At 41.1% G+C, this 20,485-nt stretch carries 16 protein-coding genes; 10 read left to right on the forward strand and 6 right to left on the reverse strand.

Translation table 11 applies throughout. The features are described from left to right. Positions 1-281 precede the first annotated feature (281 nt). Positions 282-509: a ribbon-helix-helix domain-containing protein gene (locus ACQK2H_RS15175; RefSeq protein WP_425392224.1), complete on the forward strand. Its 228-nt coding sequence runs from the start codon at positions 282-284 to the stop codon at positions 507-509. Then, on the forward strand, positions 509-808 hold the full coding sequence (locus tag ACQK2H_RS15180; RefSeq protein WP_425392225.1) for a type II toxin-antitoxin system RelE/ParE family toxin: 300 nt from the start codon (positions 509-511) through the stop codon (positions 806-808). The genes ACQK2H_RS15175 and ACQK2H_RS15180 overlap by 1 nt, the downstream gene beginning before the upstream one ends. A 143-nt stretch (positions 809-951) precedes the next feature. On the opposite strand, the gene ACQK2H_RS15185 is transcribed toward ACQK2H_RS15180, so the two are convergent. After that, on the reverse strand, positions 952-1,608 hold the full coding sequence (locus ACQK2H_RS15185; protein ID WP_425392226.1) for a peptidoglycan DD-metalloendopeptidase family protein: 657 nt from the start codon (positions 1,606-1,608) through the stop codon (positions 952-954). A 242-nt stretch (positions 1,609-1,850) separates the two neighbouring features. Here ACQK2H_RS15185 and ACQK2H_RS15190 point away from each other — a divergent pair, with 242 nt between their 5' ends. Then, complete coding sequence (locus ACQK2H_RS15190) at positions 1,851-4,682, forward strand: M16 family metallopeptidase (RefSeq protein ID WP_425392227.1); 2,832 nt, start codon at positions 1,851-1,853, stop codon at positions 4,680-4,682. Between the two features lie 71 nt (positions 4,683-4,753). Here ACQK2H_RS15190 and ACQK2H_RS15195 read toward each other — a convergent pair whose 3' ends face one another. Beyond that, on the reverse strand, positions 4,754-5,110 hold the full coding sequence (locus ACQK2H_RS15195; RefSeq protein WP_425392228.1) for a hypothetical protein: 357 nt from the start codon (positions 5,108-5,110) through the stop codon (positions 4,754-4,756). A 145-nt stretch (positions 5,111-5,255) separates the two neighbouring features. Here ACQK2H_RS15195 and ACQK2H_RS15200 point away from each other — a divergent pair, with 145 nt between their 5' ends. The 3 genes from ACQK2H_RS15200 (at position 5,256) to ACQK2H_RS15210 (ending at position 9,869) form a co-directional block, all read left to right on the forward strand. Next, entirely contained in the window at positions 5,256-6,035 is a 780-nt protein-coding gene (locus tag ACQK2H_RS15200) for a carboxypeptidase-like regulatory domain-containing protein (protein WP_425392229.1), read from the forward strand. Between the two features lie 38 nt (positions 6,036-6,073). Next, a complete protein-coding gene (locus ACQK2H_RS15205) occupies positions 6,074-7,504 on the forward strand; it encodes a pyridoxal phosphate-dependent decarboxylase family protein (RefSeq protein ID WP_425392230.1) in 1,431 nt (476 codons plus the stop codon). 202 nt (positions 7,505-7,706) lie between these two features. Beyond that, on the forward strand, positions 7,707-9,869 hold the full coding sequence (locus ACQK2H_RS15210; RefSeq protein WP_425392231.1) for a B12-binding domain-containing radical SAM protein: 2,163 nt from the start codon (positions 7,707-7,709) through the stop codon (positions 9,867-9,869). On the opposite strand, the gene ACQK2H_RS15215 is transcribed toward ACQK2H_RS15210, so the two are convergent. The 4 genes from ACQK2H_RS15215 to ACQK2H_RS15230 form a co-directional block, all read right to left on the reverse strand. Continuing rightward, entirely contained in the window at positions 9,866-10,945 is a 1,080-nt protein-coding gene (locus ACQK2H_RS15215; RefSeq protein ID WP_425392232.1) for a BamA/TamA family outer membrane protein, read from the reverse strand. The two genes, ACQK2H_RS15210 and ACQK2H_RS15215, sit on opposite strands and share 4 nt — an antisense overlap. Before the next feature lie 9 nt (positions 10,946-10,954). Next, on the reverse strand, positions 10,955-11,575 hold the full coding sequence (locus ACQK2H_RS15220; protein WP_425392233.1) for an FISUMP domain-containing protein: 621 nt from the start codon (positions 11,573-11,575) through the stop codon (positions 10,955-10,957). Positions 11,576-11,617: 42 nt separating this feature from the next. Beyond that, the gene (locus ACQK2H_RS15225; RefSeq protein WP_425392234.1) at positions 11,618-12,190 is read right to left on the reverse strand and encodes a RidA family protein; all 573 of its coding nucleotides are present in this window, start codon (positions 12,188-12,190) and stop codon (positions 11,618-11,620) included. Between the two features lie 72 nt (positions 12,191-12,262). Continuing rightward, entirely contained in the window at positions 12,263-13,897 is a 1,635-nt protein-coding gene (locus ACQK2H_RS15230) for a M28 family metallopeptidase (protein ID WP_425392235.1), read from the reverse strand. A 97-nt stretch (positions 13,898-13,994) separates the two neighbouring features. Here ACQK2H_RS15230 and ACQK2H_RS15235 point away from each other — a divergent pair, with 97 nt between their 5' ends. From ACQK2H_RS15235 to ACQK2H_RS15250, 4 genes are all read left to right on the forward strand, one after another. Continuing rightward, the gene (locus ACQK2H_RS15235) at positions 13,995-15,632 is read left to right on the forward strand and encodes a dipeptidyl-peptidase 3 family protein (protein WP_425392236.1); all 1,638 of its coding nucleotides are present in this window, start codon (positions 13,995-13,997) and stop codon (positions 15,630-15,632) included. Continuing rightward, a complete protein-coding gene (locus tag ACQK2H_RS15240) occupies positions 15,632-16,312 on the forward strand; it encodes a nitroreductase family protein (RefSeq protein WP_425392237.1) in 681 nt (226 codons plus the stop codon). Before ACQK2H_RS15235 ends, ACQK2H_RS15240 begins: the two co-directional genes overlap by 1 nt. A gap of 25 nt (positions 16,313-16,337) precedes the next feature. Then, on the forward strand, positions 16,338-17,333 hold the full coding sequence (locus ACQK2H_RS15245) for a hypothetical protein (RefSeq protein ID WP_425392238.1): 996 nt from the start codon (positions 16,338-16,340) through the stop codon (positions 17,331-17,333). Between the two features lie 178 nt (positions 17,334-17,511). After that, complete coding sequence (locus tag ACQK2H_RS15250) at positions 17,512-20,463, forward strand: response regulator (protein ID WP_425392239.1); 2,952 nt, start codon at positions 17,512-17,514, stop codon at positions 20,461-20,463. The last annotated feature ends 22 nt before the right edge of the window (positions 20,464-20,485 follow it).

The raw sequence follows: 20,485 nt of genomic DNA on the forward strand, positions 1-20,485 counted from the left end.
TCACACCACCGTACGTACGGGTCACGTATCAGCGGTTCATTAAAGAATGGAGATACTTTTTAGTAGTGTTCACTAAGGGATTGGTAGCCTCGTTTAGTAGTATCTAGAAAACTGTGTAAGTGAGGTCTGGGGTAATAAACTCAGGCCTTTTAATTTATCTTCAATACACAGTTAAAAATGAAACCAGAGATTTTATCAATGATGCTTTCCTTAAACAGTTTAAGGACTCTAACCGTAACTTCTTATATTTTTTGGTGTAAATTTGCACCAAACAAAGAAACATGGGAAGACAAAGTATATCATTCACAGATCCTAACGATGAATGGCTTAAGGCTCAAATTGAAAGCAGAGAATATTCAAGTAAAAGCGAACTCGTAAACGATTTGATACGGCAGGCAAGAAAACAGCAACAGAGAATTGATTATATCCGCATGAAATTAGAAAAAGCTGAACAATCTGGATTTACCAGCGATTCTCAGGCTGACATTCTGAAACAAGCTAAATCTTAATGGCAAAATACAGAATCAGCAACATTGCCAAAGCTGACTTGATTAGAATTCATCAATACGGAACCTCCACATACGGTATGGACCAGGCTGATAGATATTTTAACGCTTTCTTTGACAAATTTGAACTAATTGCTGAAAGACCTTTTGCTTTTGAATCTGTTGACTTCATAAAAGAAGGGTACAGAAAATGTGTGTGCGGAGTAGATACCATATTTTACCGCATTAACAACGAGGTTGTAGAAATTATGACAATTATTGGTCGACAAGACCGACTGGAAAACTTACATAAACTAGATTGATCTAACTAGTTGGTAACAGTTGCCACTAATGCACCAGAGTGCTATTGGCAAACTTCATCTGACCTTCAAAGCCCTCCTAGTAACTTGCTTCTGGATTTGATTTTTCAAAACGCATTCCTTTGCAATGGCTTTTAGTTATTGGATCAAGGATTCAATACTATCCCCGGATCCGGACAATTTGCAAGGTACACCTCCTTCTCACTAGCCCTGCACACGCCGGGATAGTCTCCCTCATTACCTTGCATGTCCCACATTAACTGAAAATGAAGATGAGGTGGCCAGTGAAAATTCTCAGAATAGTCTCCTAGCCAGGCAAATTGTTCACCTCGTTTAATCGTTTGTCCAACTTCCTTACCCGCCAATGAATTCAATGATAAATGTCCATAAAGACTGAACAATTTTTTAGAACCCAATTTATGCTCCAAAATAATCACCGGGCCATAATCTCCATAAAACGCACGATTATCAAATGAATGTATTTTAGCTTCTATCGGGGCATAAACAGGCGTACCTGCCTCGGCCCAAAGGTCAACGCCTAAATGAATGGTTCTAGGTTCACCTTCAGTAAAAAGCTCACTTCTTCGGTAAAAACTTCGCTCCTCTTTATAGCCACCAATGCCAATAAAACCTTCAGGCAACTGGTCAAATATGAACCGAGTAAATTCCTGTTCATTATTCAGATCCACCTTGTTTAACGCCTCATTATTCTTACTGAGATCTAGCTCAACAGTTTGAAATTTGCTGTATTCAACTACTTTTCCAGGTTTGATCTGATGTTGATCCAATAATTCTTTTAACATTCTGATCCGGTTTTCGAATAAAAATTGAAAAGTACAACATTCAAAGTAAGAACTTGAACAAGCGCTCGTTTATACTACTAAAGATTCTGATTTCATTAATACAGCCCATTACGGTTTCATCTGTCAAAATCACAATGTCATCCGTTAAGATCAAAACATAACCTTTCAATTATTTGGAATATTTATTGCTTATAATTCTTTTTGAAAAATCGTACTTAATTCAATCACACTAAATTTTTATTATGAAACCTAATCTCATGAAGCTTTCATGCTTCTTTCTATGCATTATGCTAGTTCTGAGTGCTTTCTCTCAAGAGAAAGACATCTCGGGCGAAATTGACAAGCCACTTAACAGTCCCATCCCCTCAGATGAGAGTGTTCGAATCGGTAAGCTGGACAATGGACTTACCTACTACCTGAAAAAGAACAGCAAACCGGAAGACAAAGTAGAATTCAGACTTGTAGTAAATGCAGGTTCTATTTTGGAGAATGAAGATCAGCAAGGGCTGGCTCACTTTGTAGAGCATATGGCTTTTAATGGTAGTAAGAACTTCAAAAAAAACGACCTGATCAATTACCTACAATCCATAGGAGTAGAGTTTGGAGCAGACCTGAACGCTTACACCAGCTTTGATGAAACGGTCTATATGCTTCCTATCCCAACAGGTGATCCTGAGGTGATGGATACCGGACTTAAGGTATTGGAGGACTGGGCCAGTGGGCTGGATTTCTCAGAGGAAGAGATCGACAAAGAGCGTGGAGTGGTCATTGAAGAGTGGAGACTGGGACAGGGTGCCAGCCAGCGAATGCGAGACAAGTGGTTTCCAGTAATGTTCAAAAACTCACAGTATGCTGAGCGGCTTCCTATCGGAAAAAAAGAAGTAATTGAAAATGCTAGTTATGAGACCATTCGCAGCTTCTATGAAGATTGGTACCGACCAGACCTAATGGCAGTCATTGCTGTCGGCGATATTGAGCTGGATGAAATGGAGAGTGAAATCAAGGAACGATTTGGGAAGCTAAACAATCCGGAAAAGCCAAAAGAGCGGACACTATTTGAAGTACCAAGTCATGAAGAGACCTACGTTGCAATAGAACAAGATAAAGAAGCACCATTCACCCAGGTGCAGCTGGTATACAAGCAAAACGATCAATCAGAGGAAGAGACATTGAAAGACTACCGAAGAGAGCTTACGTATGACCTTTTCAATAGCATGCTGAACCAGCGACTAAACGAGCTTCGTCAGTCGGCAGAGCCTCCTTTTGTTTTTGCCAGCACCGGATATGGACGCATGGTACGAACTAAAAAAACCTACTCTTCTTTTGCCATGGTGGGTGAAGATGGCATCATGAATGGCCTGAAAGCACTGGTTGAAGAAAACGAACGTGTAAGAAGACATGGTTTCACAGAAGGTGAACTTGAGCGAGCCAAGAAAAGAATGCTAAATCAGCTAGAGCAGCAGATGAAAGAAGATGATAAAACGGAAAGCAGACGATTGGCATCCAAATACGTCTCTTCCTTCCTAAACGGATCAACCGTTGTTTCTTCTGCATTTGCATATGAGTTTGCGAAAAAGCAGTTTGAAAACATCTCGGTGGAAGAGATCAATCAATACGCTCCAAAATGGATCAAGCCGAGCGATCGGGTAGTTGTGATTACCGGCCCTGAAAGAGAAAATCCGGATGTGACGGAAGACAATGTATTGGCACTTTTAGAAGAAGTAGAAAGTGCTAAAATCGAAGCATACGAGGATGAAATGTCAGGATCTGAACTGATGGCTTCTAAGCCTGCAAAAGGATCCATTTCAAGCACTTCAAAGCTGGATGCTGTTGACGCAACAGAGTTAACCCTTTCCAATGGAATGAAGGTAGTGCTGAAATCCACTGACTTTAAGAATGATGAAATTTTGATGTCCGGCTTTAGTCATGGCGGTCACTCACTGTATGAAGATGAGCTTTATGAAAGTGCCACTTATTCCGGCAACATCGTTGGAGAAAGTGGCGTGGCAGATTTCTCAAAAACAGACCTTGATAAGCTATTCTCAGGTAAGACTGTACGTATAAGTCCTTATGTAGGCACTTACAGCGAAGGATTCAATGGAAATGCTGCTCCGAAAGATCTGGAAACGTTGATGCAAATGGTACACTTGTACTTCACATCTCCTCGTAAAGACCCACAAAGTTTTGAGTCATATAAGATGAGGAACACCATGTTGTACCAAAACCTGATGTCTAATCCTCAATTCTATTTCCAGAATGAGTCCATCAAGATTTTGAGTCAAAACCACCCTCGTGTTGGATTTCCAACAGCCGAACAGCTGGCGAACATTGATCTGGACAAGGCATTTGAAATCTATGGAGAGCGTTTTGCTGACCCTGCAAACTTTACCTTCTTCTTTGTGGGTAACTTCAATGAGGATGAAATAAAGCCACTTTTAGAAACCTACCTGGCGAGTATTCCTTCTAAAGACAGAGAGGAAACATGGAAGGACCTTGGTATCCGACCACCCGAAGGGAAGCTTGAGAAAGTGATCAACAAAGGTACCGACCCGAAAAGCCAGGTATCTATCAATTATAAAGGAGAAGCTCCATACAATGAAGAAGATGCTTATGTATTAGGCAGTCTTGGGGAGGTGATGACCAATCGATTGATTGACCTCATCCGCGAAGAAAAAAGCGGCGTATACGGTGTAGGTGCCAGAGGGTATATGAGCGAACGCCCCTATGAAAATTACTCATTCACAATTTCATTTCCTTGTGGCCCTGAGAATGTAGAAGAATTGAAGAGCGCCGTTTATGGAGAGATTAGTAAGATTCAGGAAGAAGGCATCACTGAGGAAGACTTGAATGAAATCAAAGAAGCACAGCGGATCGATCGTAAAGAAAGTTTGAAAGAAAACCGGTACTGGTTAAACAGACTTTCTAGCTACTATTCAAATGACAGAGATATTTCTACTTTCTACAACTATGAGGAAATGATTGAAAATCTGACTGCTGAAGACCTTCAAAAAGCAGCTAATAAATTTCTGGTTGAGGATAATCTCATAGAGATTGTGTTGATGCCGGAAGAATAATTGTAATTCAAAATCCATAGAAAGCCTTCTCGATCTACATCGAGAAGGCTTTTTTTTTACTTTAAAAACGATTAACTAGCTAAATAGTCCTTGGCTTCTTCTACATCATCGAACACTTTGATGTTACCCCCTACCATTTTGCTATATGCTCTCAAGATCATCTTTTTTAATCCATGAATACCAACAAAAGCTCTTTTCTCTGCTCTGTCTTTAAAATAGGTTCTTCCGTACTCTTTCATTTTTGAACTAACCACCGCATTCACGAAAGCACCTTCAGAATTCACTAAAACGTAAAGTTTATCGGAAGCATTTAAATAAGCTTCTTTTGTTTCTTCAAGAAGCTCCAGTGATCGCTTCTCTGTTTTGGACTCTGTCAGATCCACGTAAAGAATCTCCCTCCCTTTATGATTTACATAGCTTACCGGCATGATCTAAAAATTTCATTATAAGATAATAATTATCAGAAAATTTTAAAATTCTTGCAAATGAGTTGCTCATACGGAATGCCCCAACAGTTATGTTAAAGAATCTTAAATATTCGCAAAATTCAAATAGACGGTTCATTTTTGAAGTGTGAGAGCTCTGATTACTATAATAGGTGCTATTACCTTTTCGTTTGCCACTGCACAAACCGACATCACAGGATTGGTTTCTGATGCTTCATCCTATGAAGCATTACATGGAGCTCATATTGTGAACCTTCGCACTCAAAAGTTTACCATTTCTGATGTGTCAGGAAAGTTTACAATACCTGCACAGCAGGGTGACACCCTGCAAATAACCTATGTAGGTTATGAAAAGAAATTCATTGCTATTACAGATGGAGAACCTGTAATGATATTGCTTTCACAAGATTCAATACTGCTTGAAGAAGTGCAGGTTTCGGCCTTCCCTGAATATCGACATTTCAAACAAATGATCATTGATACACAGCCAGTGGATTCATCCTTGATTGTATTCGGAATGGATGCCATCCCAATGGAATATTTCACGCAGGAAGAAGTAACCGAGCAAGATCTTCAACAGCCATTTTTTGGACCGAGCATCGGGATAGGTTTTGATCTTGAACCGCTGACCAAACGAGGAAAAGAAAAGAGGAAACTTAAAAAGATTCTTGCCAGAAAAGAGCTTGAAGAAATTGCATACAGAAAGTTCAACCGGGAATGGGTGGCAGAACAAACAAAACTCAAAGGGGATGACCTTACTGACTTCATATCATTTTGTGATTTCAGCATTGAGTATCTCGCTCATACTTCACTCTTTGAAATCCATCTGCGGATGATGACCCTTTTCGAGGCATATATGAATGAGCAATCGGATAACAAAAAAGAGCGTTACACACCAGGAGCATAGGGTAGCGGTTTCCTTACTCGTTGCTACCTTTGAATCCAATGACCGACAAAATCAAAGAGCTGGAAGAAATTGCTCGGCAACTGGAGCCCAACGAGCAAACTCAAAAGGAACTCACCCAAAAAGTAATCAACCACACGGACCATTTCCTATCCCAACTGGAAGATGAACATGCATTCTTTCAAAATCCGGAACCTGCCTCTACTGATCAACTTTCAGAAGAACCTACTCAGATCGACGAACTGCTTAGGTTTCTTAGATCCCGGGTGGAGTATGATGGCATCAATGCCGCATCGGGAGGTCACATGGGATATGTGCCCGGAGGTGGGCTCTATCCATCGGCACTGGGAGATTTCTTAGCTGCTATTAGCAACAAATATGCAGGCATCTATTTCCCCGCACCTGGTGCGGCTCGCATGGAGAATATGCTCATCCGATGGATGAATGAGCTCATGGGATTCCCTTCGGATGCTACAGGTAACCTAACATCCGGAGGCTCCATCTCAAACCTAATCGCAGTGGTGACAGCCAGAGAAGCCGCTGATGTGAAAGCAAAGGATTTTGATAAACTCGTCGTTTACTTATCCGATCAAGCGCACCACTCTTTGCAAAAGGCGCTTAGAATAGCAGGATTGGGTGAGGCTCAGCTAAGGTACCTTCCCATAGATGATGAATTCAGAATAGACATTTCCACGCTGGATGAAACCATACAAAAGGATAAAGATTCCGGTCTTATCCCTTTCTTCATCAATGCATCATTGGGCACTACTAATACAGGCACTATTGATCCTATTGAAGAGATGGGAATTATTGCGACAAAACATCACATCTGGTTTCATGTGGATGCTGCATATGGTGGATTTTTTCGACTGGTACCAGAGGTACAGGCCAAAACAAAAGGCATAGAAAATGCAGATTCAGTAACGCTGGATCCACATAAGAGCCTTTTCCTCCCATTCGGAACAGGAGCAGTTTTAATAAAAGATTTAAAATCACTCTATAAGGCACACAGATACACAGCTGACTACCTACAGGATCTGGTGGATTCAGATAGCGAAGTAAATGCAGCGGATGTTTCTCCTGAGCTAACCAAGCATTTTCGTGGGTTGCGTATGTGGCTTTCACTCAAACTTTTTGGATTGAAGCCATTTCGTGCTGCGCTGGAAGAAAAGATGCTGCTCGCCAGGTATTTTAATAATCAGTTACAAAACGTTGAAGGGTTTGAGGTAGCCCCGTACCTTGATCTTTCCATTACAATGTTCAGATACGTCCCTGCTGAAGGAGATGCCAACGCATTCAATGAACGATTGATAAAAGCCATTCAGGATGATGGTCGTATTTTCTTATCTTCTACTACCATCCACGACAAGTTTTGGATCAGAGTGGCAATTGTTGTTTTCCGGACGCATAAATCCAAGATTGATTTATTACTCAACATTATTCGGGAGAAAGTAAAGCAGCTTCAAGCATAGGTTTATTAATTCCAGACTAATCCTACTTTGCCAAACTTCGTCATTTTGCCCCGTCATCCTTAAAGGGAAAGACGGAAAAAATCAATTTTGACAACCTTAGAGTCGAGGTATATAAATATTGATTTTAAGCATGACGAAGTAGCACTAATACCAATCAAACCTTAATCAATAAAAGCATACCTCTATCTTTGCAAAAAAAGTATTGGCAGACCTGCTTCTCATCACGCCCCCATTTACTCAGTTAAATACCCCCTATCCTGCCACAGCGTATTTAAAAGGATTTTTCAATACACTGGATATTGACGTAAGTCAGCAGGATTTAGGCATAGAAGTGATTCTGGAAATCTTTTCGAAAGAAGGTCTATCAAAACTTTTCGATAGTGCCAAAGAACACTTAGACCCTTCAGAAAATGCAGCAAGGATATTAAACCTTAAAAGCGATTACCTAAATACCATAGATCCTGTCATTGCCTTTTTGCAAGGCAAAAACCCGGCGCTTGCCAGGCAAATTTGTTCAGATCCTTATCTGCCGCAGGCATCCAGATTTGATCAATTAGAAGAAATGGAATGGGCATTTGGCTCCATGGGTATGCAAGATCGAGCCAAACACTTCGCCACGCTTTACCTGGAAGACCTTTCGGATTTGATCATTGAATGTGTGGATCCACATTTTGGCTTTAGCAGATATGCTGAACGTCTCGGACGCAGTGCCAATACATTTGATGAATTGCATGTGGAGCTTCAAAAGCCACCAACGTTTATTGATGAAGTAACATTACGATTACTTGACAAAAAAGTCAAAGACATCACTCCTACAGTGGTTGGGTTTTCTGTTCCATTTCCCGGTAATCTTTACAGTGCTTTCCGTTGCGCTCAGTATCTAAAAAACAACTATCCTGATATTAAAATCACAATGGGTGGTGGGTTTCCAAATACCGAGCTCCGAGACTTATCGGAACTAAGGGTATTTGACTACTTTGACTTCATCACCTTAGATGATGGAGAACGACCCATGCAGCTGTTATTGGCTCACATCAATTCCTCAAAACCTTCGCCTTACTTAAAGCGAACTTTCTGCCGAATAGACAATGAGGTTCAATTTGTGAATAACGCATCTGAAACAGATGTAAAGCAAAGTGAGGTAGGAACACCAGATTATTCAGGATTACCATTGGATGATTATATCTCTGTAATTGAGGTAGCCAACCCCATGCATAGCCTGTGGAGTGATGGGCGATGGAATAAGCTAACTATGGCGCATGGATGTTACTGGGGTAAATGCACCTTCTGTGATATATCACTTGACTATATCAAGGTCTATGAACCCATTGCAGCTCGAACCCTGGTCGATCGAATGGAGAAACTTATTGAGCAAACAGGATTTTCAGGATTTCATTTCGTGGATGAGGCAGCCCCACCTGCTTTGATGAAAGAGGTGGCGTTGGAGATTCTTAGAAGAGAGTTGTCGGTGACCTGGTGGACGAATATTCGATTTGAAAAAAGTTTTACGAGTGACCTTTGCTTCCTTTTGAAAGCCAGTGGATGTATTGCGGTTTCAGGAGGACTGGAAGTGGCTTCCGATCGTTTGCTAAAACTGATAGATAAAGGTGTAACCGTAGAGCAAGTAGCTAGAGTCACTGATCATTTTACTCAATCCGGAATCATGGTGCATGCTTATCTCATGTACGGGTATCCAACGCAAACCATCCAGGAAACCATCAATAGCCTGGAGATGGTGAAGCAGCTTTTTGAGCTTGGAGTGATCCAGTCAGGGTTCTGGCATCAGTTTGCTATGACTGCCCATAGTCCTGTTGGATTGGATCCGGATGCATTTGGAGTAGTTCCGGAACTAAACGAAATAAGTTTCGCCAACAATGATGTTGCATTTGCAGATAAGAGAGGTATCGATCACAGCATCTTCAGTTATGGGTTGAAAAAATCACTTTATAACTTCATGCATGGAGTTGGCTTTGACTGGCCGGTGCACGAATGGTTCGAAGAGGAAATGCCTCCAACCACCATTCCTCCTGATTTCATTGAAGATGCAATTAATCAACCGGAAAGCTTTAGCCTTAAATCAAATGCCAGGGTTTTATGGCTTGGCAATGAACCAGTGATTCGATCCATAAAAAAGGGTAAACTGAAAGCTGAAATCCACTCAAAAACTGCTGTCCATCAAATCATTTTGCGGGAGCCGGAAGGGAAGTGGCTGTTAGATCAATTAAAAAACCTAACGATTGATCAGCCAATTAAATCTGTGCAAGCATTAAAAGAATCTTTTGAGAATCAGTTTGGAGATTTCGAACCCTTTTGGTTTAGTAAAGGAGTCATTACACTTCGGTGGAACGGACTAATCACCGTCTAAAATGCTTCACTAATTCCAATGTAAATTCCATTTTGTCCATTCGGACCTAATCCAATATCGAGACGTGCGTTTAATTGTCTTTCCGGGATGATAGCAAGTCTACCGCCTACTCCAACAATGTATTTTAGTTCAGAAAAAGCAAAATCATCAACTGTTTGAGCAACATCTCCTAACCCAGCGAAAACCGTCATACCAAACCGCCAAAACAAAGGCCTGCGATACTCTACTTGCGTATACATCATCTGTCTGTCCCGGTAAAGACTCGCATTGGCTATCCCTCTGAGTCGTTCATCCCCTCCCAGTTGTGGCAGTTTGTAAAACGGAACATCCGTACCACTGGTAAATTGAGACCTGAATTGAAAAGCCAGGATGTTACGTTCATTCACTATAGATAGGTATTTTCGAACATCCAGTACCAATCCGGAATAATTAAAATCACCAAACCCATTGTACATCAATCGGCTACTTATAAAGTACCCTTTCCTGGGGTAAATGGTATAATCCCGTGTGTCAAATCGAAATGCCGGACCCACACCAACTAAATTTCCTCCATCTACTCCAACCGGATTATCTGATTCAAGTAAGCCTCCATCAATAACTTTTCTGATACTGGTAAAATGAGCATCGTAAGCTATCCCAATGAATAGCTTTTCATTGACCGGATGCAAAAATTGGCCTTCCAGCTGAACAAATCGATTGGTATACATTTCTGAAATCTCTGGATCATTTGAATTTCCAATTCCAAAATAGGAATCAGGGAAATTATAATACCTAAGCGCTGTATTCAGATTCTGACCTTTAGGGAAATAGTAGTCTACATTAACGACTGCTATCGACTGTTTCTTCAGTGTATAAACGAAATAGGGAGTAATTGACGATTGCCTTTGAAAGGCACTCGGAAGTGTGCTATTGTCTTTTAAGACCCATACACCTACTGCCCCTATTTGTAAGCTAGTTTCCGGAGCATAGCTAATTGCCGGAAAGGCAGCAAATGACCCTTTACCATTAGTCGTATCTGCTTCCTGAGCCAATAATATTGAAGGAACTAAAAGAAGTAGCGCTAAGAGTTTTGGCACTCAATAATTTTAATTATGAAATTTCACACATCTACAGCTCAGATAGTGTCGGTCTCCCACCTTCGAGTGGTAAATGTTTTCATCGCCTTTTTTTAGTGTGATAATACCGGCTGAGTTGCTATCCTTTAATTCATTATCCCACCAATTTCCATGAACGCCAATGCCTTTAAACGAGCCATCAGGCTGTCCAAAACCACCAAACATCATATCCATATCGCTTTCTTTTCCTTCTATCAGGTATTTACCTGAATGATGCCATCCACCGAAAAAATGGAATAAATGTTTCCACTCATGAATGGTAGGAACATGCCAACCTTCCGGACATGCGAGATTCGCTTGTTCGTAATTATAAAGCCTTCCGAATGTTTTTGCATATTCAGGTGCACCATTATAGGTTTTTGATCCCGGTACGTTAAAGCGAATATTTTCCGCAAACCATGTACGCTCGATTGTGCCTCCGTGATGTTCTCGAATAAATGTGATTGTTTTATAAACTTCTCCGTCACGTGGGTCCGTGTAGGTTCCCATTTTATGAGAAAAGTGTTTGTTTTTGGCTTCCCGGCTTTGAGCAATAGAGTCAAGCCCCATTAAAACGGCAATGGAAAGAAATAGTATGTGTCTTATTTTCATGGCATCCGGTGATTTAAAAGCAAAATAGCAAATCCTTTAAAACTAATCCTGTACTTCTACAATCATTTCGATCTCTACGGCTATGCTTCGAGGAAGTGACCCCATCCCCACAGCAGCACGTGCATGTTTACCTCGCTCACCAAAAACTTCCACCATCGTATCAGAAAAACCATTGATTACTTCAGGCTGATTGCCAAAATCAGATGTGCAGTTTACCATTCCAAGCACCTTCACAATTCTGACAACTTTATTCAAATCTCCGATCTCAGCCTTCAAGGCTGATAGCTGTGCAGCTGCTACGAGTTTAGCTGCTTCATATCCTTCTTCTATCGTCAGATCCTCTCCTACCTTTCCCGTCACATACCCTCCTTCTGGAAGGCTTGGTCCTTTACCTGCCATAAAAATCAGATTACCGGTTCTTACTGCATTCACATAATTTGCTACCGGTGCAGCAGGCTCTACCAGCTGTATACCCATCGAAGCAATTTTATCCTCCACATCATAGTCATACAACACTTCAATTTCCTGTTCAGGTACATCATGCGTGTGTTCGTTGCTTTTCTGGCAGCCAAAGGCAAACAATAAAATTAATAGGGATAAGATTAGGTTTTTCATGTGCTCTTATTTTTAGATGTAACTCTGAGCCAGAAGAAGTAATTGTCCACTTCAAGCTCAGAGTAAATCATTTTAATTCATACTATTTTCTCGAATAGCCTTAAACTCAGATCCTTCTTTCCATTCAGGCCAATCTTCAGAGTTAGCTACTTTCAACCCTACCTCCATCAGGAGCACTCCATCTAAAGCCATACCATCAAAGGTCCAGTAATTCGGGTTGTACTCATCCTGAGGGCGGTGATATTGAGATGTAAGGTAAACCTGATTCAGACTATCCACATAGCCAACACCTTTTGTCATATGTTCATACCCTCCCGATGCATAAAGCGCCGGAATCCCAACTTTGGCAAACTGAAAATGATCGGAACGGAAGAAATACCCTTTCCCCGGATCAGGATCTGCCAATATATATCGACCTTGTTTCGTAGCTACTTCTTCGGCAATGTCCTCCAGCTCCGACTGGCCATAACCTACCACGGTCAGGTCCTTCATTGGGCCCCAGGCAGTGATACCGTCCATGTTTATATTGGCAACTGATTGAGCCGGGGCATAGATTGGGTTTTGTGCATAGTGCTTAGATCCAAGTAGTCCTTGTTCTTCGGCAGTTACCCCTAAAAACACCACTGTTCTTTTAGGTTTCTTACTCATGTTAGTCATAGCCTCAGCAATACCTAGCATGGTAGCTGTGCCGGAGGCATTATCATGAGCGCCATTGTAGATGCTATCTCCATCGATCTCTTGCCCGATACCCAAATGATCCCAGTGTGCAGAGTAAATGACGTACTCATCCGGTCTTTCAGTCCCGGTAATTTTCGCAATTACATTCTGAGATTGATCTTTTTTGATTTCGTTCTGAACAGTGACAGACGCATTCATCTCTAAGCTAAATGGTTTAAACTCAGCACTCCGAGACATCTCCGCATAGTTTTTCATATCCTTTCCCGAAGCTTCAAAGATTTTGATAGCAGCATCTCGTGTGATCCATCCCAACACATTTGGCTGATAGTTATCTCCAGATTGATCGAGGTACAAACTGGCGCCAGACCAGGAATTTCGAACAACTAACCATGGATAACCGGCAGGCACAGTTTCATGGATGATCAGACAACCTGCTGCACCTTGTCTGGCTGCTTCCTCATATTTATAAGTCCACCTACCATAATAGGTCATGGTTTCGCCTTTAAAAAAGGTGGAATCTCCTGAAGCAAAGCCCGGATCATTCACAAGCACGACCACTGTTTTCCCTTTCACATCCAATCCTTCGTAATCATTCCATCCATATTCAGGCGCAACAACTCCATATCCTGCAAAAACAAGCTCTGAAGCATCCAGCGATGTTTTTTCCACTACACGCTCAGTATAAGCAACAAAATCATCCAACACACTAAGCTCCACCTTCTGCCCATTTCCTTCTATAGTCATAGTCTCTGAAGGCATAGCTGTTAACTCCACCAACGGCACTTCCTGGGTATACGAATCGCCATTTCCAGGCTCCAATCCATAGCTTTTAAACTGATCAACCAGGTAATTAACAGTCTTAATCTCTCCCTCTGTAAATGGCTTTCTACCTTGAAAATCATCTGAGGATAAAACCTCGATGTGGTCTTTAAGAGATTCTTCAGATATCTGTGATTTTGAGGCTTTCTCTCCGGGTTGGCATGCAAAAAGTACAGCTCCCATGGAAAGCAATGCTAAATTTTTCTTCATAGTCAGGTATTTTTCTAGTCTACCAATTTAATTCAAATTCAATAACACAAGAATATTCTTAACTTCGGAGTTACTAACCAGACTTTAAACTACGATGATGAAAACATTTTTAAATATTGTCTTGATAACACTCCTATTTAGCCAATGTACTGCACCGGAAAAAAAAGAAGCAGTTACCGAGGAGCTCACTCCTATGCAGAAAAAAGTATCCATTTATAAAAACGTAAAACTGACGACAGACATTAGTCAGCTCAGCGAGAATGAGAAGCAAATGATCCCATTGATGATTGAAGCCTCTAAAATCATGGATGAGTTGTTCTGGTATGAAGCCTATGGTAAAAAGGATTCTCTGATAGCAACACTCACTGACCCGGCTACTAAAAAGTATGTCTACATCAATTATGGTCCGTGGGATCGACTGGATGATAATGAGCCTTTCATAGATGGAGTAGGTCCAAAACCGGAAGGCGCCAACTTCTACCCCACTGATATGAGCAAAGAGGAGTTTGAGGCAGTAGACCTTGAGGGAAAGACCAGCTTATACACGTTTATAAGAAGGGATGAGGAAGGAAACCTTGTGACCATTCCTTACAATGAAATGTTTTCTGAGCAGGTACAGCGAGTGTCTGACCTCATCAAGCAATGTGCTGAGCTGGCAGAAGATGAAGGACTGAAAAAGTACCTCACTCTAAGAGCAGATGCCTTACTAACAGATGATTACCAGCCAAGCGACATGGCATGGATGGATATGAAAACCAATGGATTGGATTTCGTGGTTGGCCCTATTGAAAACTATGAAGACAAGCTTTACAATTACAAAGCAGCACATGAGGCTTATGTGTTGGTTAAAGACAAAAGTTGGAGTGATCGCCTGGCAAAATATGCTGCTTTCCTTCCGGAACTCCAGGTAGGATTACCGGTGGCTGATGAATACAAAGCAGAAACCCCGGGAACAGATGCAGACCTAAATGCTTATGACGTGGTGTATTATGCCGGTGATTGTAATTCGGGTTCTAAAACCATCGCTATCAACTTACCAAACGACGAAGAAGTACAGCTTGCAAAAGGCTCCAGAAGACTACAACTTAAGAATGCGATGCAAGCCAAGTTTGATCATATTTTGATGCCGATTGCTGATGTACTCATTCACCCTGACCAACGCAAGCACATCACATTCGATGCTTTCTTTGGGAATACCATGTTTCATGAGGTAGCTCACGGATTGGGTATCAAGAATACCATCAATGGAAAAGGTACGGTACGAAATGCACTAAAAGAACACTCCTCTGCTCTTGAGGAAGGAAAAGCTGATATTCTCGGCCTTTACATGATCACCCAGCTACACGAGAAAGGAGAAATCGAAGGAGACCTAAATGACTATTATGTAACCTTTATGGCAGGCATCTTCCGTTCTGTTCGATTTGGGGCTGCCAGTTCTCATGGCAAAGCGAATATGATACGCTTCAACTTTTTTAATGAATATGGCGCATTTGCAAAAGATGAAGCTACCGGAACCTATATGGTTGATTTTGATAAGATGAAGGAAGCGATGAATGCCCTTTCTGAAAAAATATTGACACTTCAGGGAAATGGGGATTATGAAGGTGTAGCTCAGCTTGTAGCTGAAAAGGGAAAAATTGGGGATGTATTGCAATCGGAATTGGATCGACTCTCAGAGCAAAACATCCCGGTAGATATCGTTTTTGAACAAGGAGTAGAAGTACTGGGACTATAATGGAAAAAAGGGAAATCAACGGTCATCCGCATGTTGCTTATCAGCGAGACGTGTATGATTTGAAAGAGGCTGAGGCTCGTGCAAAAACGTATTACGAATGGCTGGATACGAGACGAACAGTCCGGGACATTTCTGACAAACCGGTGAGTAAAGAGCTGATTGAAAGCTTGATAATGGCGGGATCTACAGCACCATCCGGGGCTCATAAGCAGCCCTGGACATTTTGTGCGATTTCCAATCCTGAAATTAAAAAGGCGATACGCGAAGCGGCAGAGAAAGAAGAGTATGACAGCTATCATGGCCGAATGAGTGAGCGATGGTTGAAAGACCTGGAGCCGATTGGCACAGACTGGAACAAGCCATTCTTAGAGGAAGCTCCCTGGCTTATCGTCATCTTCAAGCGAGTTTTCGAAATGGTAGATGGAGAAAAGAACAACAACTATTATGTCAATGAATCTGTAGGCATAGCCTGTGGTATGATTATCTCTGCCATACATAAAGCCGGCCTGGTTACATTGACGCACACACCCTCTCCAATGAATTTCCTGACCAAAATTTTGAACCGACCGGATAATGAGAGGCCTTACCTCCTATTGCCGATTGGCTACCCAAAAGATGAGGTGTTTGTACCTGATCTGGAAAGGAAACCACTCGAAGCTGTGGCTAAATTCTATGAATAGCTTTTACCTAAACTAACCAATCACTATGCATGAAATAAAAATTTGTCAGGTGGGCATGGGCCCACTTGGAATTAAAATCGCTGAGTTTATACAGTCGAGAAAAGGTGTAAAGACCATCGCTGCGGTTGATAAAAACCCTGAACTGATTGGAAAGGCTCTCCAGGATTTGAAAGAAAATCTGACTTCTGAAGTGATCATAAAAGAAAGCATCAGTGCCGTCTTGAAAGATCAAAAGCCGGATGCTGTAATTCTCACTACTGTTTCCAGTATGACAGGAATCGTCCCGCAGATCAAGGAAATCATCGAGCATGGCATTCCTGTGGTTTCAACGTGTGAAGAACTGAGCTTTCCATGGGAAGCCAACCCTGAACTGGCAAAAGAACTGAATGACGAAGCGATCAAACATGGTGTTGCTGTTTTGGGCACAGGTGTTAATCCAGGATTCTTAATGGATGCTTTGCCTGCATTTTTAACAGGAATTTGCCAGGATGTCTCTTCTGTTCGTGTTTCCAGATTTCAAAATGCCTCCTTTCGTAGAGTTCCTTTTCAAAAGAAAATTGGAGCCGGGCTATCCATTAAGGAGTTTGAAGCTAGAAAGCAAGAAGGTACATTGAGGCATGTCGGACTGACAGAATCCATTCAATTGATAGCGAATGCATTGGGTTGGAAACTTGATAAAGTCACCGATGAAATCTCACCGGTCATTGCTGAAACAGCATATAACAGCAACGGCGTATCCGTTGAGAAAGGAAATGCCAGGGGCGTTTGCCAAATTGGCTCAGGATACATCGATGGTACTCGAAAGATTGAACTCGTTTTCCAGGCCACAATCGGTGAGGCTGAATCTTATGATGAAGTCCATATCGAAGGGTCACCAACGATTAAATCACGAATCAGTGATGGAGTAAATGGTGATATCGCTACATGCGCCATTACCATTAACGCGGTAAGAAGTCTACTGAAAAGTAGCCCCGGCCTTCGCACCATGTCAGATATTCCAATGGTTTCATTCACAGAATAAATATTATTTTAACGATTGGCAGGATTATGAAGTAAGATGGCAGATTTAATAATAGCTGACCTTATACCTTCACCATTGAAATCCACCTAATCGCGCATAACACCGTGGGTAGAAGTAGGGCTCCTCTGATCTATTCAGGGGAGCTTTTTTTATATCTTTATCATCAAGCTGTACCACCATGACCAAAAATATTCTTCTAGCCGTATTTCTTTTTTTATCTAACCTCCCCCTTATTTCTCAAGAACCAGATTCCTTGCTTCAGAAAGCAATTCAATTGGTAGATGAGGATTCCGCTAGTTCTATCTCATTATTTTATCAAGCAATTGATCAAACAAACGATGAAATAGAGAAACTGGAAATTTATGATGAATACTGTGTAGAACTTCAATATCAATCTAAACTAGACTTACTATATCAACTTACAAATGAGGCTTTAAAAACGGCCATTAGCACAGAGAATAGCAAAGTATTCTTGCATTTATTGAAAATGAAGTTTGACGTTTTCAATCTCAGAAAAGAATATGACTCTGTCAAACCTATTCTAATTCAACTGTACCAGTTAGGAGAGCAATATCAAGATACATCAGCCATGATTACATCATTGGTTGAGCAGGCTAGTTTCTATGAGATTCTCGGTGATTATGGAAAAACACTTGACTATAACTTTAAAGCACTTGATATCGCTGAAAAGTATAACGACCCTGAGTTAATAGCCTTAAGTCAGCTTTCATTGGCCATTTTTTACGATAAAATTGAAAAAGAACGAGAATCAATTAGATACAATAAAGAAGCTTTAGAAACTTACGCCCTGCTAGGTACCACTATAAAAATGGCTCAGATCTATAATAACATCGGGTTGGGTTACGATGGACTGAACTTATATGATTCCGCTAAATATTATTTTGAAAAAGGGTATGCTATTGCTGTAGAACTTGGAAGCGAATTTGGAAAGGCTGTAACCAAACTAAACCTTGGGCTCAATGCTTATCGCAAAAAGGACTATGAAAAATCGATAGAAATATTCAATGATGTATTAAAGTTCTTCAATACCGTAAGTGATGACTATGGTATCTGTCTATGCTATTACAACTTATGCAGGATTTATAACGATCTGAATCAAAATGACTTAGCACTTTACTATGGTCTCAAAGGATACGAATTATCCAATGAAAATAAGTTTATAAATGAAGTAAAGAGCATATCCAAAGAGCTAACAGAAGTTTATGAAAGGATGAACAATGATTCTAAAGCACTTTATTACTTCAAGGAATATGTTGCTGCTAAAGACAGCTTATTTAATGAGGAAAAAAATCAAGAAATAGGTCGGTTAGAATCACAATTTGAATTGAATAAAAGTTTATATGAAAATCAACTAAAAGAAAAGGAAAATCAGCTGTTAAAGGAAGAAGCAAGCGTTAGCGAGCAGCGAATCAAAACACAAAACATATTAATAGCCGGAGCAATCATCATCGTACTACTGTTATTAGTGTTTGCCATCCTTTTAAGAAAGCAACTCAAAGAGCGAAAACAATTGCTGAATAAAATCAAAGGACAGGCTGCCAAACTTAAGGAACTTGATCAGGCCAAAACGCGATTTTTCGCAAACATTTCCCATGATCTAAGGTCACCCCTCACACTTATACTAGGATCGCTGGACAAGATCACAGAAAGGGATTATGAAATACTGGATAAAGAATCCAGAGATCTGCTGGAGACCGGCATCAAGAACGGTAAGCGTCTGCTCTACCTGGCAGATGAAATCATGGACCTCACACGACTAGAGGAAGGTAAAGTACAATTGGAGTTGCAATACGTTAAGATCGTTCCGTACCTGCGCCTACTCACCAAAATGTTTAGTAGTGCTGCAGACATCAAATCCATCGAATTGAAATTTACTTCTCACGCAGAAGACGAAACCACATTACAAATAGATCCACACCAATTTGAGAAAATCATCTACAACCTACTTTCAAACGGGATAAAGTTTACACCGGAAAATGGCGTAGTAGATGTACAGCTCAACACAGATAAGACTCACCTAGAAATTGCAATATCAGATTCCGGTCCGGGTATCCCACAGGAAAGCCTCATTCTGATCTTTGATCGCTATTACCAATCCGCCGATGCGTCCACTTCACAAGCGGGAGTTGGGATTGGATTGGCACTCGTAAAAGAACTGGTAGAGCTACATGGTGGCACTATTAAAGCAGCAAGTGGAAAAGATGGTTCGGTATTCACCATTCGATTCCCATTCAAGAAAAGCGATTGGATATCAAAAGCTATTGTTCCGGAAAGATCACTGGATGTGGTTACCAGAAACTCACTGTGGATGGACCTGCAGGAAGAGAAAGAGCGAATTCAGGTTCCGGGTATAAAGACAGCAAAAGAAGATGCGAAAGCCATCTTAATCGTGGAAGATCATCGAGAGCTCAGGAGTTACCTGCAGAGCATTCTTAGTACCGAATTCAGGGTTTACCTTTCGGCCAATGGATCCAGTGCACTGGACATCTTGCAAGCAGAAAAAATCGATTTAATCATCACCGATTTGATGATGCCTTATATGGATGGTTTTGAGTTGGTAGATCATCTGAAAAAAGATAAGGAGCTCAAAAAGATTCCGGTTGTCATTGTAAGTGCCCGTACTGATAAAAAGGAAAAACTAGACCTTATTTCTAAAGGGGCAGAAGATGTCATTAGTAAACCATTTGACAAGGAGGAGTTGATGCTAAAAATTCAAAACATCACTCAGAGAGATTGGGATAGCAATACAGCCCTATCCAAACTATACAACGAGACCGCTCAGGAATTTGAGAAAAACATCATGCACCGCTTAGAGTCTTTGATTATCAAGCGTATTGATGATCCGCACTTATCGGTACTTGACCTGGCAGATGAAATGGCAGCCAGTGAGCGTAAAGTGTACCGGATGATTAAAAAGATCTCCGGTTTAACACCATACGAATTGATAAAAGAAGTCAGATGGCAATATTTAGAAAACTACCTTCAACACAATAAGGTGCAAACAGCCACCGAAGCAGCTCAGCTAATAGGCATGAATAATGTATCCTCATTTGCCAGTCAATATGAAAAGCGCTTTGGGCATTCATTTAAACAGATTTTGGAAGGATAATTGAAGGTTGGCAGGAAATAAA

Origin of the sequence: Ekhidna sp. (assembly GCF_965228795.1) — a bacterium.
Lineage (GTDB): Bacteria > Bacteroidota > Bacteroidia > Cytophagales > Cyclobacteriaceae > Ekhidna.

Coding starts and splice junctions, on each gene's coding strand:
- ACQK2H_RS15230 (WP_425392235.1), bottom strand. CDS start 13,897: ATGAAGAAAAATTTAGCATTGCTTTCCATGGGAGCTGTACTTTTTGCA.
- ACQK2H_RS15220 (WP_425392233.1), bottom strand. CDS start 11,575: ATGAAAATAAGACACATACTATTTCTTTCCATTGCCGTTTTAATGGGG.
- ACQK2H_RS15190 (WP_425392227.1), top strand. CDS start 1,851: ATGAAACCTAATCTCATGAAGCTTTCATGCTTCTTTCTATGCATTATG.
- ACQK2H_RS15225 (WP_425392234.1), bottom strand. CDS start 12,190: ATGAAAAACCTAATCTTATCCCTATTAATTTTATTGTTTGCCTTTGGC.
- ACQK2H_RS15235 (WP_425392236.1), top strand. CDS start 13,995: ATGAAAACATTTTTAAATATTGTCTTGATAACACTCCTATTTAGCCAA.
- ACQK2H_RS15250 (WP_425392239.1), top strand. CDS start 17,512: ATGACCAAAAATATTCTTCTAGCCGTATTTCTTTTTTTATCTAACCTC.
- ACQK2H_RS15205 (WP_425392230.1), top strand. CDS start 6,074: ATGACCGACAAAATCAAAGAGCTGGAAGAAATTGCTCGGCAACTGGAG.
- ACQK2H_RS15175 (WP_425392224.1), top strand. CDS start 282: ATGGGAAGACAAAGTATATCATTCACAGATCCTAACGATGAATGGCTT.
- ACQK2H_RS15185 (WP_425392226.1), bottom strand. CDS start 1,608: ATGTTAAAAGAATTATTGGATCAACATCAGATCAAACCTGGAAAAGTA.
- ACQK2H_RS15195 (WP_425392228.1), bottom strand. CDS start 5,110: ATGCCGGTAAGCTATGTAAATCATAAAGGGAGGGAGATTCTTTACGTG.
- ACQK2H_RS15240 (WP_425392237.1), top strand. CDS start 15,632: ATGGAAAAAAGGGAAATCAACGGTCATCCGCATGTTGCTTATCAGCGA.
- ACQK2H_RS15180 (WP_425392225.1), top strand. CDS start 509: ATGGCAAAATACAGAATCAGCAACATTGCCAAAGCTGACTTGATTAGA.
- ACQK2H_RS15245 (WP_425392238.1), top strand. CDS start 16,338: ATGCATGAAATAAAAATTTGTCAGGTGGGCATGGGCCCACTTGGAATT.